The organism is Paeniglutamicibacter cryotolerans (genome assembly GCF_014190875.1).
GTDB classification, from domain to species: Bacteria; Actinomycetota; Actinomycetes; order Actinomycetales; family Micrococcaceae; genus Paeniglutamicibacter; species Paeniglutamicibacter cryotolerans.
In genome coordinates this window covers 261,581-277,062 of record NZ_JACHVS010000002.1, presented here as the reverse complement: position 1 = coordinate 277,062, position 15,482 = coordinate 261,581, and the positions used below count along the sequence as shown (strand labels likewise).

Here is a 15,482-nt window from a genome sequence, read left to right as displayed (position 1 = left end):
CCTAGATGATTGATTCCAAGGGTTCATGGTCATAGGCGGTCAGCGACCGCAGTGGATGGGAACCGGTGTTCAGGTTGTGCCAGATGGCCACGGTCAGCGCGAGGATGCGTTGCAGGACCCGCACGGTGACCCCGGCGATGGTCCTCCCGCCATGGGCCTCCAGGTCCAGCTGGCCCTTGAGGGTGTCGTTGATTGACTCGATGACCTGACGCAGTGGCTTGAGCAGACTCTTTCCGGGACGGGGTTTCTCACCTTGACGGGTCGGACGGACCAGGGTGATCCCGGCCTCGGAGAGGTCCTGCTCGAAGGCCTTCCCGTAGTAGTTCTTGTCCGCGATGATGATCTGTCCCGGCTCCACCGGGGTGGGCAGGTTTTCCAGGATGCCCAGCAGGGTCTCACGCTCATCGGCCTTCGCCCCGGTCAGCGCGTAGCCGACCGGCAGTCCGGTCGGGGTGCACAGCAGGTGCAGGCGCAGCCCCCAGAACCACCGTGAATGCGAGGCGCAGTACCCGTATTCGGCCCAGCCGGCCAGTTCGGAGCGGTGGGCCGTGGTGTGGGAGCGCCCGCATTCCACAGGGGTGGAATCGGCGAGCCACAGCTCATCGGACCAGAGCCCGGTGGTGTGGGCCAGGTGTTCGTTGAGAGCCTGCAGGGTCCCGCCCAGCTTCCGCAGCCGTTTGTTGTATCCGGGTTGTTGGGGCAGGTCCGGGAACCATCGGCGCAGGTCGTTATGGGATTGGCGGAGCCAGCGGCGTTCGGAGGTGAAGCCGAGCAGGGCCTGGAGGACCGCGATGGTGACCAGTTCGGCGTCGCTGATCCGGGGCCCGAAGCCGATGGCCGGACGCCACGGGAGCAGGTGCGGATTGGCCTTCAGAAAGTCGTCCGCGCAGGCGTACAGTGCTGTTGCAAGGGTGTCCAGATCGGGAGCCATCGGAACTCTCCAGGTTCGAATGTTGGGTATTACATCTCGATTCTGGACACCCTTGCCCGCGCTGTCACCCCTTGGAATCAATCATCTAGGCGGGGATACGAGGGGCGGATGGCAGTTTTCAAACTGCTAGCCGCCCCTCTTTCCTATCTGGCTTTCACCCTCCGCCCGACACTGCGAACAAGGGTCCGCCGGCACCCCTGTCTCGACTTGGGGAAATCCGGCGGCGGCGCTGTCCGGCCAGGGGCGGGGGCTAGACCAACAGGGGCATGGCTGGCGGTGGCGGAAAATCCCCGTAGTCGGACACCGGAGCCGACAACATGCCGGCCCCTGCATCGATGAGGAAATAACCGACACTCATCCAGTTGGGCTCTTCCAGTCCATCGAACAGGCGGGACTCGTATTCGGAACAGATGCCCAGCAGCATGTGCCCCAGGATGCCCGTACGCGCCTCCAGGATCCGCGGTGGAATATGAGCCAGGGTTTCCTGCAGGCGGGTCGTCAAGGTTTCGAAGTCTCCACTCGAGATGACGGAGTCGGCAATCGCCGCCGTCACCGAGGGATTCATCCGGGCTTGGAAAATAAATCGTGCGCGCCAGCTCGGTTGTGTCGAAGCGGCTAGGATCTCGATCCACGGCAGTATCCGACAGGCAAGCACGTCCCTCAGTCCGGCATCATCTGCCAGTCCCGCCACCAGCGACTCACGGCGCCTGTTCATTTCTTCGAGGTGGCGTCCGACCAGGGCACGCAGCAATTCGTCGCGGCTACCGAAGTGGTAGGCAATGGCCGAATGATTTGCCGTGCCCGCATGTTCGGTGATCCGCCGGTTCGACACGGCATCGATGCCGTACTTGGCGAAGAGCTCCTCCGCCGAATCCAAGAGCGTCTGACGTGCCTGATCGCTGTGTCGTCCCATGAGCGCCCACCTTCCTTCTCGACCCTCAACGCTACCCTGCACGCGGTGGTGGGAAGGGCATTGCCTCATAGTCAATTTACGCCACGTGGCGTAAATATGCTAAGTTATTCACACCACCACCCGAGCGGAGCGCTCCTTTGGTGACCCCACATCCAGTTTCCGTTCGCCGCCAGCATCAACAGGAGCACGCCTTTGAGCACCGCAACCACCACGCCCCCGGGACACCGCCCGGAAAAAACTGCCCTGGAGGCCCAGGCTGCGGCCATGAAACGCGCCAAGGCCGAAACCATCGGACGCTATGTCGCGATGTTCTTCATGCCCCTGGTCATGGTCGGAATGATGGTCGGCGGCTACTTGGCCGCGATGCACTCACCCACACCGCACCAGATGCCGATTGTCATCGCCGGCGCCCCCGCGCAGGCCGGCCTCTTCGCCGAAACACTCGAGGCCTCCGACCCGGATGCCGTTGATGTCCAGGTCATCGGCAACGCCGAAGCAGCCCGCCGGCTGGTACTGGACCGCAAGGCCTCCGGCGCCGTGTACCTGGAAACCGGCAGCGCCACCCTGTATACCGCAAGCGCCGCCGGCGCCTCCCAGTCCTCCGTGGTCACCGCGCTGATTGCTCCGCAGGTATTGGCCCAGGGCCTGACTCTGCAGACCGAGGACCTGGCCCCGCTGCCGGAGAACGACAGCTCCGGGCTCGGTGCCATGTTCATGACCACCGCCCTGGTCATGGCCGGCTACCTCCCCTTCAGCCTGACCCTGTCCAACTCCCCCGAGCTACTCAGGTTCCGCCGTGCCGTCCCCCTGCTGGCCGGTTGGGCCGCCCTGATCGCGGGCCTGGTCTGGGCCGTTACCGGCCCGCTGCTCGGAGTCGTCCAGGGCCACGCGTGGGCCGTGCTGGGCGTCAGCTGGCTGGCCGTCTTCGCCATCGGCAGCGTCCAATTGCTGTTCACCCGCCTCATGGGACCCATGGCGATCCTGGTCGGCATGTTCCTGCTCATGGTGCTCGGCGTTCCGGCGTCGAACATGAGCATGTCGGTCTTCACCATGCCCGGGCTCTACTCGCATCTGCATTCGTTCCTGCCAACCCCAGCCCTCGGCGAGGCCCTGCGCTCGGTCATGTACTTCGACGGCGCCGGGGCGGCACCCCACCTGGTTGTCCTGGCCATCGGCGCGCTGCTGGGCCTGCTACTTGTCCGGCTCATCGACGCCGCCCGGCTGCGCAAGAACCCGGAACCCGCCGAGCCCGTGGTGAACGTCGCCTCGCTGCATGGCGGACCACGTCCGAAGACCCGGCGCTGGCGCTACGCCGCCCTGCTCTTCTTCCCGCTGGCGATGGTCACCATGATGGTTTCCTCCATGCTCGGTGCGATGTCCGAACCGGCACCCCGGGACATGCCCGTCGCCATCGTCGGAGCCACCACCGAACAGGCCCAGCAGGCGGCTGACGCGCTGGATGGGAAGATGAGTGGACTCTTCGAGATACGCGCCCTGGATTCGGAACCGGAGGCCCGCGACCTGGTCCGGGACCGCACGGTCACGGCGGCCCTGATCCTGCCCGACCGCGATAATTCCGCGGCCCTGCTGCTGACCAACGAAGCCTCCAGTTCGAGCGCCGCGCAGTTGGTCACAACGGTCTTCGGCCAGGTTGCCGCGGCGCAGCAGCTGGAATTCAGCACGGAGGACATCGCCCCGCTGCCCGAGAGCGACAGCATCGGTACGGTGAGCATGTACCTCGCCATGGGCTGGATCATGGCCGGATTCATGATCATCATCGTTGGCGCCAGCGCCGCACCGGCGAGTCGCCCGCTGCGCAAGCTGCTGCCCATCGTCGCTGCCTGGTCCGTGTTCATGTCTGCCGTCCTCTGGCTGATCGCCGGCCCCATGACCGGGAGCATCAGCGGGCACTTCTGGGCCCTGTTCGGCACCGGCATCATGGCCATCTTCGCCATGGCCATGTTCACCGCCGTGTTTGAACGGCTCATCGGCATGCTGGCCATCCTTCCCGTCGTCGGGATCCTGATGTTCCTCGGAATCCCGTCCTCGGGCGGAGCCTTGTCGATCTTCATGGAACCCGAGGCCTTCAGGATCATGCACGGCTTCCTGCCGATGCCCGCGGCGGTGGAATCCATCAAATCAATCCTCTACTTCGGCGGCGACACGGTAGGCCAGCATCTGCTGACCTTCGGGATCTGGGGCGCCGCTTCACTGGCAGTGGTTGCCGTCATCGACCGGATCAAGCCACTTCGCGGGGCCACCCCGGGTTCCACCACGGGCGCGGACCTCGAACCGGTACCGGACAGGGAACTGCTCGAGGCCTAGCCCGGGCACGGCGAAGGCGGCGTCCACGACACCCGGAGGGTGTTGCGGACGCCGCCTTCGTGCTTTGCGCCATCGGTCCCGTCGCGGCTCAGCGGCCCTTCAGCACCAGCGCCGTCTCCAGCGCAGCGCTCATCGCCTCGTGGCCCTTGTCCTCCACCGACCCGGGCAGACCGGCCCGGGCAATCGCCTGCTCGTCGGTATCGCAGGTCAGCACGCCGAAACCGACGGGAACCCCGGTGCGCACCGAGACGTCCGTCAGCCCCATCGTCGCTCCCTGACAGACGAAATCGAAGTGCGGTGTCCCACCGCGGATGACCACTCCCAATGCCACGACAGCGTCGTAGGACGGCGCCAGGCGGGCCGCGGCGACCGTGAGCTCGAAGGTGCCCGGCACACGCAGCAGCTCGGGTGTTTCGATCCCGGCTTCCGCCGCGGCGCGCAGCGCGCCATCGATCAGCCCGTCCATCACCGTGGTGTGCCAGCTGGCGGCGATGATGATCGTGCGCAGCCCGGCGGCTCCCGCCGCTGCCAGTGAATCGGGGGTGGCCTGTGGTGCTCCGTGTCCTGCCATGGGGGTTCTTCTCCTGTGTGTCTTCGTCGAAAAGGGGCGGTGCCGCGTCGGCAGCTAGTCGTTTACCACGGGGTCCAGATGGTCCGGGTCGATGCTGTGGTGCATCTTCTCCCGCTTGGTCCGCAAATAGCGGAGGTTCTCCGGCCGCGCGGCGATCCGGGTGGGAACGCGTTCGAGCACTGTGATCCCGGCGGCGGCCAGCCACTCCTCCTTCAGCGGGTTGTTGGTCAGCAGACGGACCTTTTCGGCACCCAGAGCATGCAGGATCGCTGCCGCCGCGTCGTAGCGCCGGGCATCGACGGGCAGCCCGAGCTGCTCGTTCGCCTCGATGGTGTCGGCACCGCCATCCTGCAGCGCGTAGGCACGGATTTTGTTGGCCAGGCCGATGCCGCGACCCTCCTGCCCGCGCAGGTAGACGACGGTGCCGCCGACCTCGCTGATCGCTGCCAGCGCCGCATCCAGTTGCTCCCCGCAGTCGCAGCGGAAGGAGCCGAACACGTCGCCGGTCAGGCATTCCGAATGCACGCGCACCAGCGGGGCAAGAGGGGTGCGTCCGTCCGGGCCGGGAACGCTCAGTGAGAGGTGCTCGATCCCGGTAGCGCGCTCGGTCCAGGCCCTCACCAGCATTTCACCGTATTTGCCGGGCATCCGCACCTCGGGTCCGGAAAGCACCGCGGCGGCGCTCGGCGCGGCGGGCGCCGGGGCGGCCCCGCGCAGGTGCGCTGCCATCTCCTCGATGCTGACCAGCGGGATGTTCCACAGGTCGGCGAAGTCGCGCAGCGCGGGAAGGCGCATCATCGATCCGTCATCGTGCACCAGCTCGGCAATGACGCCGACCGGCTGCACGCCGGCCAGGCGGCACAGGTCCACCGATGCCTCGGTGTGTCCGCGCCGGGCCAGCACGCCCCCGGGTACCGCACGCAGCGGGAACATGTGTCCCGGGCGGGTGATCGAGGCCGGAGTGGATTCGGCATCGGCCAGCAACCGTGCGGTCAGTGCCCGGTCGGCCGCGCTGATGCCGGTGCTCACGCCGTGGGCGGCATCGCACGAGACGGTGTAGGCAGTGCCCTTGGCGTCCTGGTTGTGCTCGACCATCGGCGGCAGGCCCAGCGCATCGGCCCGGTCCCCGGCCATCGGCACACAGATCACGCCGGAGGAGTGCCTGATGGTCCAGCCCATCAGTTCGGGGGTGGCGAATTCGGCGGCGAAAATGATGTCACCCTCGTTTTCGCGGTCCTCGTCGTCGACGACCACCACTGCCTTGCCGGCGGCGATGGCGGCGATGGCCGCCTCGATCGGGTCGAGGGTGATCGGCTGTTCGTTGCTGCTCATCGTGTTTCCTCCACCGTGGTGCCCGCACCGAGGTGGGCAGCGGGCTTATGGTTGGCGAACGCGGCGAGGCGTTCGGTGTATTTGGCGAGGACATCGACCTCGAGGTTGACCTTCGAGCCGATGCCGCGCCGCCCCAGTGTGGTGTCGCGCAGGGTGGTCGGGATCAGCCCGACCTCGAACCACTGCGCCTGCGCGGCGGCGTCGGATACCTCGGTGACGGTCAGCGAGACGCCGTCGATGGCAATCGATCCCTTGCGGGCGATGTAGCGCGCCAGCTCGAGCGGGACAGCGAACCGCAGCCTGTCCCAGTTGCCCTCATTCTCGCGCTCGAGCAATTCGCCGACGCCGTCGACATGGCCCTGGACGACATGTCCGTCGAGCCGGGCGCCCGCGGGCACGCAGCGCTCGAGGTTCACCGCCGCGCCGGGGAGCAGTTCCCCGGTGGTGGTCCAGTCCAGGGTTTCACCCATGACGTCGATGGTGACATTGTCCCCGTCGATGGCGGTGGCCGTCAGGCAGACCCCGTTGATGGCGATGGATCCGCCGAGTCCGAGATCGGCCGTGTGCCCGGGGGCAGCAAGCCGCAGCACGACGCCGTTGCCGGTATCTGCCGGGACGATTGATTCAATGCGGCCGAGGCCGGTGATGATTCCAGTGAACATGGTGTTTCCTTTCACGCGCCCTGTGGCGCGGAGGCGGGCATCCGCCCGGTGACTGTGGTTTGCGCTGCGGGCAGCGGTTCAAGATGCAGCGCCATGTCCGGCCCGAGGCGGATCAGGCCATCGCCGCCGCTTTCATCGAGCCGGTAGCGGCGGGCGGCGGCGAGCGTCGAAATGCCCAGCTCCCCCACGGCCTTGCGTCCGCCGCCGAGCAGCATCGGCGCCTGGTAGAGCCAGATCTCATCGACCAGGTCTGCCGCGAGGAACGCCGTGGCGATCGATGCGCCACCCTCGATCATGGCATGGTCGATCCCGGTGGAGGCGAGCTCGGCGAGCACCTCGTGCGGGTCGTGCGTGGGCAGGTGGGCGAAGTTCCCGTCCCCGCGCAGCGCGGCGCCGGCGGGGATCGACCGGTACCCCATCACGACGCGTCGCGGCTGGCGCGGGGCGTCCACCCCCTCTGGTGTCCGGGCCGTGAGCTTCGGATCATCGGCCAGCAGGGTGCCGGTACCGATGATGATCGCCTCGGCCCGGGCCCGGGTCAGGTGCGAATGGTTGCGGGACTCGACCCCGGTGATCCACTGGCTGGTACCATCGGCCGCGGCAATGCGCCCGTCCAGCGTCTGGGCGATGTGCAACGTGGTAAACGGCCGGCCCGCAGCACGGGCGGCGAACCAGCGGTGGTTCATTTCCCGTGCCTCGGCGCCCAGCAGTCCCTCCTCGACGAGGATTCCAGCGGCTACCAGGGCCGCCGCACCGCCCGCAGCGCGGTCGGTTTCATCCGGGACGGCGTAGGAGACCCGCCCGATGCCCGCTTCCTGGATCGCCAGGGCACAGGCGCCGGTGCGTCCGACGTGGTTACACGGTTCGAGGGTGACGAACATGCTCAGCTCACGGGCCTCGGCCCGGGTGAGCGGGCCGAGCCGGTTTAGCGCGTCGGCCTCGGCATGCGGTGTTCCGGCTCCCTGGTGGTAGCCGGTGGCAAGCACCGTTCCGTCGGGGGCCATGATCACGGCACCGACCAGCGGGTTGGCCCCGCGCGGACCACGCCTGGCCAGCTGCAGGGCCAGGTTCATGCCAGCCCGTTCGCGTCCCGCCGGGGGCATCACTATGCCCTCGCTGCGCGGGCTCATCGGCTTTTCGCCCGCACAAGCGGGTCGGGCATCTGCGTTTGCACCTGGGGTTTGGCGTTGTTTTGCGCCCGCCACCAGATGAAGAAGCCGAAGAGCGTGAAGCAGCCGTAGAACAGGTACATGAAGGCGCTCGCGTAGTATCCGGCGCTGAAGAGCAGCGGCACGCCGACGACATCGACCAGCACCCAGATCAGCCAGAACTCGACCAGCCCCCGGGCCATGCCGTAGGTGGCCAGCAGCGATCCGACAAACGTCCAGGCATCGGCCCAGACCGGTTCGTAGGAGCCGAGCATCCGGAACAGCGGGGTGATCGCCACGGTGCCGATGACCAGGATCAATGCCAGCGTGGTGCGTTCGCGCCCGGTTGCCCAGCGCGGTGTCACGGCGGCGCCGCCATCCTTCTTGCTGTTGCGCCAGCGCTGCCAGCCGTAGACGGACACGGCGATGAACATGATCTGGCGTCCGGCCTGGCCGAGCAGGTTCGAGGCGTGTTCGGTGCCGAACAGGCTGCCCATGAAGACCGTCAGCAGCAGTACGTTGCCGACGATGCCCACGGGCCAAGCCCACACCTTGCGGCGGATGCCGCCCAGGGCACTGGCCAAGCCGAAGAGGTTTCCGACGACCTCGCGGACCAGTAGCGCGCTGCCACCAATCACGATATTTGAATTGAAAGCTTCAATGAGCCACCGCAGAAAATCCATCGTCCTCCGTTCAAGCCGCGGCGGCTCCGGGGGGTATACGACGGTTCGGCCAAGGGACACCGCCCCGTTGAGGGAAGGGTGCCCCAAAAGGGCCTACTGCGTACGTGCTTCTCCCATCCAGACTTTAACTGTCGGTACCGGAATTTCACCAGTTCAACCGCAATGTCCCCCAGGGGAGGCGTTGCGGGTCGCGGACTATAACCGCCGGTTCGGAATTACACCGACCCCGGAGCACGTTGTGTAGTTAGTGGTTCAAGTATTACACGGATGCGGCAGTGGCCTGGGCCACATGTCGCAATGTTTCCACGGCGGCAGCCGGATCCGCCGTTCCAAAGACGCTGGAACCGGCAACGAACACATCCGCCCCGGCCTCCGCGGCCCGGATGATCGTCTCAGCCGTGATCCCGCCGTCGACCTGCAGCGCGATCGGCAGCCCCGTCCCCTCGATGGCCGCACGTGCCCGGCGGATCTTGGGCAGCACCAGGTCCAGGAACGCCTGCCCGCCGAAGCCCGGCTCGACGGTCATCAGCAGCAGCATGTCCAGCTCGGGGAGCATGTCAAGGTACGGTTCCAGCGCTGTGGCCGGGCGCAGCGCCATGGAGGCCTTCGCTCCCGCCGCACGCAGGTCCCGCGCCAGCTTCACCGGCGCGGCGGAGGCCTCGGCGTGGAAGGTCACCGATGCGGCACCCGCCTGCGCGTAGCCCGGACCCCAACGGTCCACGTCGCTGATCATCAGGTGAACGTCCAGCGGCAGGTTGCTGACCTTTGCCAGCGACTGCACCACCGGTAGGCCGATGGTCAGGTTCGGCACGAAATGGTTGTCCATCACATCCACGTGCACCGCGTCGGCGGTGTGGATGCGATGCAGTTCGCGTTCAAGGTTGGTGAAGTCGGCGGAGAGGATGCTGGGATTGATACGGCACTGGCGCATGGAAGGAGCTTCCCTGCCTTTCGCTGCTAGGTTCCTGCCGGAGTCTCTGTGCGGGTGAAGAGGGCCATGAACATGGCGTCGGTGCTGTGCACGTGCGGCCACAGCTGAATGGTCGAGCCGCCGCCTTCCATCGGGTTCGCCGCACCGGCGGCACCGGTGATGGTCACGGCGTCCAGCGCCGCAGCGGTATCAAGGAGCCTGGCGTCCTTGTTGCGGGCCAGCGCGTCCTGCACCACGGCGACCGTTTCGCCGGGGTGCGGCGAGCAGGTCACGTAGGCGACGACGCCGCCGGGTCGTACGGCCCTCAGCGCCGCGTCGAGCAGTTCGCCTTGCAGCACCGTCAGCTCAGCCACGTCGCGGGCCGTCTTGCGCCAACGCGATTCGGGGCGCCGGCGCAGGGCGCCTAGGCCGGAGCAGGGCGCATCGACCATGACGCGGTCGAAGCGGCCCTGGTTCAGTTCATCGCCGAAGTCCCGGCCGTCCTCCACCGTGACCATCCAGGTTTCTTCCGGGACGGCGTCCAGCGCGCGGCGTACCAGTTCGGCGCGGTGCGGGGTGGGTTCGTTGGCGGTCAGCGTGGCGTCGCGTTCGGCTGCCAGTGCTGCGAGCAGAGAGGCCTTGCCGCCCGGACCCGCGCACAGGTCAAGCCAGACCGTGTCGCGACCGCCATCGGGCAGCTGGATTCCGGCCAGGGCACGGGCCACCAGCTGCGAGCCGGCGTCCTGCACGCGGGTGGTTCCGGCGCGGACGCTGCTCAGGCGCGAGACGTCACCCCCGGAGTAGTAGGCCGAATCGGGTGCCAGCGTGCCGGGTTCGGCGCCGTTCTCGAAGGCCTCGTCCAGGCTGCCCAGCGAGGGAAGCGCCACCAGGTTCACCACCGGGGCCAGGTTGTCGGCCTCCAGCAGATCGTTGATTTCGGTGACCTCGCGGCCGTGCGCGACCAGCGACTGGCGCAGGGCACGCACAATCCACTCCGGGTGGCTGTAGCGCAGGGCGGCTGCCGACACGTCGTCTGCGACGTCCTCGAGCAGCAGGTCGATCCAGGCTTCCAGCTCCCGTGCGGCGACCTTGCGCAGCACGGCGTTGATCAGCCCGGAGGCTCCGGCACCGACGACCATGCGGGCCAGCGATACCGTCTCATCCAGTGCCGCATGGCTCGGTACGCGCATGCTCAGCAGCTGGTGCGCGCCCAGGCGCAGGGTATCGAGCACGGCCGGATCCAACTGATCCAGCGGGCGGTCCACGCAGCGCGCGAGCACAGCGTCATAGAGTCCCTGTCCACGCAGGGCGCCGTAGGCAAGTTCGGTGGCGAAGCCGGCATCGCGCTTGTCCAGGTGGTTGGCGCGGATACGGCCGGGCAGCACGAGGTTGGCGTAGGCATCATCGGCCGTGACCGCACGCAGCACCTCCCACGCGGTCAGGCGCGCCGGGTCGGCCTTGCGCTTGCGCGCCGAGGGGGCAGTGGTGCTGAAGCCGCGCTCGCCCGAGCCGCCGCGGTTGCGTTCGCGTCCGGCTTCGTTGCGGCGTTCCCCGCCGTTGTCGGCCTTGTTACCGCGGTATTCCGAACGACCACTCATGAGAAGGCCACCTCTTTCGCATTCTCGTTCCCGGCACTGCCGAGTCCCCGCGCCCAATCTGAGGCGGGCATGGGTTTCTTGCCGGCCGGTTGGACCCGGCCCAATTCAACTGCGTGGGTGCCGGTACCGACGAAGGCACGCGGACGCTTGCCCGACTCGATGCGCACGGCCCCCGGGGCCAGCTCGGTGACATCGGGCACCTCGGTGACGGGTCCGAGCTTGAAGCGCTGCTCCTCGAGCATGGTCCAGGCTCCCGGATCCGGGGTCACTCCATTGATTCGGGAGCGGATTTCCGCCGCGGGACGGCTCCAGTCGACGTGTCCGTCGGCCAGTCCCAACTTGTGGGCGTAGCTTCCGCCACCGACCTGCGCGACCGATTCCAGGGTGCCGTCGTCGATACCGGACAGGGTGCTGGAGAGCAGCTCCGAGCCGGTGCGGGCCAACCGGCCCAGCAGCTCGCCCGCCGTATCGGCGTCATCGATGACGGTGGTAAGCGTCTCGAAGACCGGGCCGGTGTCCAGGCCCGCCTCCAGCTGGAACGTCACGGCTCCGGTGACCGTATTGCCGGCAATGATCGAGTGCTGGACCGGGGCGGCTCCACGCCAATCCGGAAGCAGCGAGAAGTGCAGGTTGATCCATCCGTGCCGGGGAATACCCAGTGCCGCAGGTGGCACCAGTCCCCCATAGGCGACGATGGCTGCGATGTCGGGGGCGGCGGCAGTGATGGCCGCCTGCGCCTCGGCATCAATCTTGTTGGCGTAGATCAGCGGCAGGCCCAGTTCCAGCGCGCGGGCCGCGACGGGCGAGGGGGTCAGGACGCGCTTGCGCCCCACCGGTGCATCCTCGCGGGTCAGCACGGCCACGACGTCGAACCCGTCCTCGACCAGTCTGTCCAGCGACGCCACGGCAACTGCCGGGGTGCCAGCGAACAGGACCCTCACAGGCCGGCTCCGAAGCTGGATCCCGCACCGAAACTGGAGCCCACGGTGGAGGAGCGCTGGGAAACCGTGCGCCCGGCAAGCTTGTTGTAGTCGGCCGCGCGGATCTTGCGCAGGGCATCCTTCTTGGCGTCGCCCTCGAGCCTGTCGATGTACAGGATCCCGTCAAGGTGATCCGTCTCGTGCTGCAGGCACCGGGCCAGGAAGCCATCGCCCTCGACAACGATGGGGTTGCCCTCGACGTCGACTCCGGTGGCGCGGGTGTGGTTGCGGCGGCGCACCGGGTAGCTGAGCTCCGGGATCGACAGGCAACCCTCGGAGATGTCCTGCTGGAAGTCCTCGCCCAGTTCCAGTACGGGATTGACGATGTGCCCCCGGACTCCGGCGATCTGATAGGTGAAGACCCGCAGGGAGACACCGACCTGCGGTGCAGCAAGGCCCGCGCCCTCGACATCCTCCATGGTTTCGTCCATGTCGGCGACGAGCTTGCGCAGCTCGGGTCCGAAATCGGTAACTTCGTCGGCCCGGGTGCGCAGGACCGGGTCCCCGACGATGCGAATGCTCAAGACGGCCATGGGCTCGCCTCCCTTCCACCGGCAAGGGCCGGCAATGTGCTGTGGATGCTCGGCACGCCCGGTTTCGCTGGACGCACCGCCTCCAGTTTACGTGGTGTGCACGCGAAGCCACCGGACTGCGGGGTGTGACTAGTCACGTAGGGCCGGGGGCGGTCCAACCGGCTGCAACGCGATCCCTGCATCGGCGACCTTCAGCCCGGAACCCCAGACCTGGCGCAGCGACCAGAACCGGCTCCAATAGGCCGGAAGCACGGCCGGGTTGGCCATGACGGACTGCACCTCGGTTTCGCCGATGGCCACACCCAGCAGCATCGGTTCGGCCCCGTACTTCCAGGGCTCCCAGGTGCCAGCCTCGGCGTCGACAATCATTTCCTGGGCCTTGGCGCCAGCCGCCAATTGCATCACGACCTTGGGATCCAATGGCTTGACCTTGCCATCGCGGCCGGTCCCCCGTGTCTTGTAGTCGATCAGGCATAGCCTGCCGCCGATCTCGGCAACCAGATCAAGGGTCCCGGCGTAGCCGACCTCCTCGTTCCAGACGGTGACCTCGGCGGCCAACGGGACAACCTGATATTCCTCCCACCATTCATCGAAACGGCCGGCGAAGGCCCCCTCGCCATGCTCCTCGAGTTCGGCGCGCGCCTCTGCCGCAGTATGCGGGCACCCCAGGCCGCGCAGGGCGATCTGTTCGCAGTAGCCATGGACGCGATCCCCGCGGGCGGCTGCGGCATCACGGTATTGGGCAGCGGCGTCGGATGCCTGGCGTGCGATGGCCTTGAGCTTTGCCACATTGCCGATGGCTTCGGGCAGCCTCTTGTCCTGGATCACGGCCGTCGCGGCCATGTGCCCGATCCATCCATCCAGGCTCATGCCGGCCTGCGAAATGACCGTGGTGATCGAGGGAACCTCGGGCAGCCCGCCGATGCGGCGGGAGTACATGCGCCCGAAATCTGTCTGCTGAGCCAACGCTGGAGAAGTCATGGCTCGATTTTCGCATGTCCTCCCGACAGCCTCGCCCGAATCGCCAGCTGACCTGTTCGGAAGAAACCACCGACATTCCGGTGATTTCAGTTCCCGGACGGTCCGAGGGAACCGCCGATTTGTAAGTTGGGCAATCGGTCGTATAGAGTTCTTACTCGTTGGAGCGCAGCCGATCGGTTCGGAAACGAAACGGGAAATTGCGGCCCTACATTGCGGACATAGCTCAGTTGGCTAGAGCGCCACCTTGCCAAGGTGGAGGTCGCGAGTTCGAATCTCGTTGTCCGCTCGCAAGTCATCTGGTTGGTTCGCCAACCACGCCGATAAACGGGCAACCGTTTTGAGGTAATGGTGGGGTGGCCGAGAGGCTAGGCAACGGCCTGCAAAGCCGTGTACGCGGGTTCGAATCCCGTCCCCACCTCGAAGGTGTTGTAAGCTTGCAAAGCATTGGGCGATTGGCGCAGCGGTAGCGCGCTTCCCTGACACGGAAGAGGTCACTGGTTCGATCCCAGTATCGCCCACTGGAATGCCTCCACAGTCACGTGGAGATTTTTTCATGCGGACATAGCTCAGTTGGCTAGAGCGCCACCTTGCCAAGGTGGAGGTCGCGAGTTCGAATCTCGTTGTCCGCTCCATTGAAGGATTCAAACCCGTTCGGTTTGCTTCTTTTGATCGCTTGAAACCGTTTATTCGGTGGATGGCAATTTGGGCGATTGGCGCAGCGGTAGCGCGCTTCCCTGACACGGAAGAGGTCACTGGTTCGATCCCAGTATCGCCCACGGATGCATCCATCAATAATGGACGTGCAGCCATGCGGACATAGCTCAGTTGGCTAGAGCGCCACCTTGCCAAGGTGGAGGTCGCGAGTTCGAATCTCGTTGTCCGCTCCAAAGCAAGTGTGGGCCCCGGTTATCCGGGGCCCACACTTGCTTTAACGCCCTGAACCGAACCCGACACGTTGGACACGCTCCTAGCCTCTACGGACGGCCAATCCGCTCATGCACGGTTCGCAAACACCCTGAACACTTGATCTGCTGATCTGCGCTGAATGGTCGAAGGTGAGGTGGCTCACCAGCAAAGCGCTCATCCCCCTACCGCAAGCCCACGAAATCAACTCCTCATCACGCTCCATGGTCGCCACGCCCTCCGCTGCGGTTTCGATGCGGGATCCCCGGGCCTTGGGCCACGTCAGCGCGCAACGCCGGCAGGTAGATCGTCGAACAGCCCAGGCGCAGGCCGTCCCTTCGCCCGGAACGTGAAGCAAGACGTGCGGCGGTCGGCGTATTGGTTCACCCATGTGACGCATGGAAGTCGCCAGGGGTCCATGCTCCACCTCGACATGTCTTGCAGGGCATGACTCACTGGCTCCAGAAGCAGGCATTCACCACGGGTCGAGCTTCAACCCACCGGATCCCAGGAGCGATCCACCATATACGGCGAGACAATCAGAACAATCGCACTCGTCACAGCGGCAAGCACCTTGGTGATCTGGCTGGCCACCACCTTGCTCCGCAGCGTCACCTGGAAAGCAGCAAACCCGCCCCATTTGCCGTCGGAATTGAGGATGGCATCTTGGACTCGACGTTGCCGAGCGCACTCTACCGGGCTGAGGCCGGGTGCGGAGAGCCGAGCGGCTTTCGCGCGGATCCGATGACCGTAGGGCCAGCCAGGTCACACGGCATCCTCGAGTGCAAGGGGAACCAGATCCCGACACGCCGATATCGGGACGAGGATCGGCCATGGTGCGGCTTCAAGTCCCAGCAACCCGATCCTGGATTCTCAGAAAATACAGGTCAGCCATGCTTTAGGTAGGTCCATTCGCCGCACCCTCCCGCAATCATGGATTACGCTCTTGGCTCACCGAAATTCACCTGTGCCCCCTGTCGCGGCACTTGCCATATTGGCTACGATGTTTACA

13 protein-coding genes, 6 tRNA genes and 1 riboswitch are annotated in these 15,482 nt (G+C 66.3%); of the genes, 7 read left to right on the top strand and 12 right to left on the bottom strand.

The window, feature by feature from the left end; genetic code table 11:
- Position 1 precedes the first annotated feature (1 nt).
- Both E9229_RS14410 and E9229_RS14405 read right to left on the bottom strand, forming a co-directional pair.
- Positions 2-931, bottom strand: a complete 930-nt coding sequence (locus E9229_RS14410) for an IS982 family transposase (protein WP_183509723.1) — start codon at positions 929-931, stop codon at positions 2-4.
- A gap of 250 nt (positions 932-1,181) precedes the next feature.
- On the bottom strand, positions 1,182-1,844 hold the full coding sequence (locus tag E9229_RS14405; protein WP_183512314.1) for a TetR/AcrR family transcriptional regulator: 663 nt from the start codon (positions 1,842-1,844) through the stop codon (positions 1,182-1,184).
- A gap of 192 nt (positions 1,845-2,036) precedes the next feature.
- On the opposite strand from E9229_RS14405, the gene E9229_RS14400 reads away from it, so the two are divergent.
- A complete protein-coding gene (locus E9229_RS14400; RefSeq protein ID WP_221184667.1) occupies positions 2,037-4,169 on the top strand; it encodes an ABC transporter permease in 2,133 nt (710 codons plus the stop codon).
- 88 nt (positions 4,170-4,257) lie between these two features.
- Here the strand turns inward: E9229_RS14400 and ribH are convergent, their stop codons facing one another.
- From ribH to E9229_RS14350, 10 genes are all read right to left on the bottom strand, one after another.
- Entirely contained in the window at positions 4,258-4,740 is a 483-nt protein-coding gene (ribH, locus tag E9229_RS14395; protein WP_183512312.1) for a 6,7-dimethyl-8-ribityllumazine synthase, read from the bottom strand.
- 54 nt (positions 4,741-4,794) lie between these two features.
- The gene (gene ribB, locus E9229_RS14390; RefSeq protein WP_183512311.1) at positions 4,795-6,072 is read right to left on the bottom strand and encodes a 3,4-dihydroxy-2-butanone-4-phosphate synthase; all 1,278 of its coding nucleotides are present in this window, start codon (positions 6,070-6,072) and stop codon (positions 4,795-4,797) included.
- Complete coding sequence (locus E9229_RS14385) at positions 6,069-6,734, bottom strand: riboflavin synthase (RefSeq protein ID WP_183512310.1); 666 nt, start codon at positions 6,732-6,734, stop codon at positions 6,069-6,071. The genes ribB and E9229_RS14385 overlap by 4 nt, the downstream gene beginning before the upstream one ends.
- A gap of 11 nt (positions 6,735-6,745) precedes the next feature.
- On the bottom strand, positions 6,746-7,864 hold the full coding sequence (gene ribD / locus E9229_RS14380; protein WP_246380785.1) for a bifunctional diaminohydroxyphosphoribosylaminopyrimidine deaminase/5-amino-6-(5-phosphoribosylamino)uracil reductase RibD: 1,119 nt from the start codon (positions 7,862-7,864) through the stop codon (positions 6,746-6,748).
- Positions 7,861-8,565, bottom strand: a complete 705-nt coding sequence (gene pnuC / locus E9229_RS14375; protein WP_183512309.1) for a nicotinamide riboside transporter PnuC — start codon at positions 8,563-8,565, stop codon at positions 7,861-7,863. Before pnuC ends, ribD begins: the two co-directional genes overlap by 4 nt.
- A 101-nt stretch (positions 8,566-8,666) precedes the next feature.
- Positions 8,667-8,803, bottom strand: a riboswitch (FMN riboswitch).
- Between the two features lie 21 nt (positions 8,804-8,824).
- Positions 8,825-9,496, bottom strand: a complete 672-nt coding sequence (gene rpe / locus E9229_RS14370) for a ribulose-phosphate 3-epimerase (protein WP_183512307.1) — start codon at positions 9,494-9,496, stop codon at positions 8,825-8,827.
- A gap of 26 nt (positions 9,497-9,522) precedes the next feature.
- Positions 9,523-11,073 (bottom strand): RsmB/NOP family class I SAM-dependent RNA methyltransferase, encoded by a 1,551-nt coding sequence (locus E9229_RS14365; protein WP_183512306.1) that lies wholly within the window; start codon positions 11,071-11,073, stop codon positions 9,523-9,525.
- Positions 11,070-12,014 carry a methionyl-tRNA formyltransferase gene (gene fmt, locus E9229_RS14360; RefSeq protein WP_183512305.1) on the bottom strand — a complete coding sequence of 315 codons (945 nt, stop codon included), beginning with the start codon at positions 12,012-12,014 and terminating at the stop codon, positions 11,070-11,072. Before fmt ends, E9229_RS14365 begins: the two co-directional genes overlap by 4 nt.
- Positions 12,011-12,586: a peptide deformylase gene (gene def / locus E9229_RS14355; RefSeq protein ID WP_183512303.1), complete on the bottom strand. Its 576-nt coding sequence runs from the start codon at positions 12,584-12,586 to the stop codon at positions 12,011-12,013. Before def ends, fmt begins: the two co-directional genes overlap by 4 nt.
- A 129-nt stretch (positions 12,587-12,715) precedes the next feature.
- The gene (locus E9229_RS14350; protein WP_183512302.1) at positions 12,716-13,567 is read right to left on the bottom strand and encodes a cytochrome; all 852 of its coding nucleotides are present in this window, start codon (positions 13,565-13,567) and stop codon (positions 12,716-12,718) included.
- 212 nt (positions 13,568-13,779) lie between these two features.
- Between E9229_RS14350 and E9229_RS14345 the strand changes: the two genes are divergently transcribed.
- From E9229_RS14345 to E9229_RS14320, 6 genes are all read left to right on the top strand, one after another.
- Positions 13,780-13,853, top strand: a tRNA-Gly gene (locus tag E9229_RS14345).
- A 61-nt stretch (positions 13,854-13,914) separates the two neighbouring features.
- Positions 13,915-13,985 (top strand) — tRNA-Cys (locus E9229_RS14340).
- 28 nt (positions 13,986-14,013) lie between these two features.
- Positions 14,014-14,085: transfer RNA gene (locus E9229_RS14335), tRNA-Val, on the top strand.
- A gap of 37 nt (positions 14,086-14,122) precedes the next feature.
- Positions 14,123-14,199, top strand: a tRNA-Gly gene (locus E9229_RS14330).
- A gap of 72 nt (positions 14,200-14,271) precedes the next feature.
- Positions 14,272-14,343: transfer RNA gene (locus E9229_RS14325), tRNA-Val, on the top strand.
- Between the two features lie 34 nt (positions 14,344-14,377).
- Positions 14,378-14,454 (top strand) — tRNA-Gly (locus E9229_RS14320).
- Positions 14,455-15,482 lie beyond the last annotated feature (1,028 nt).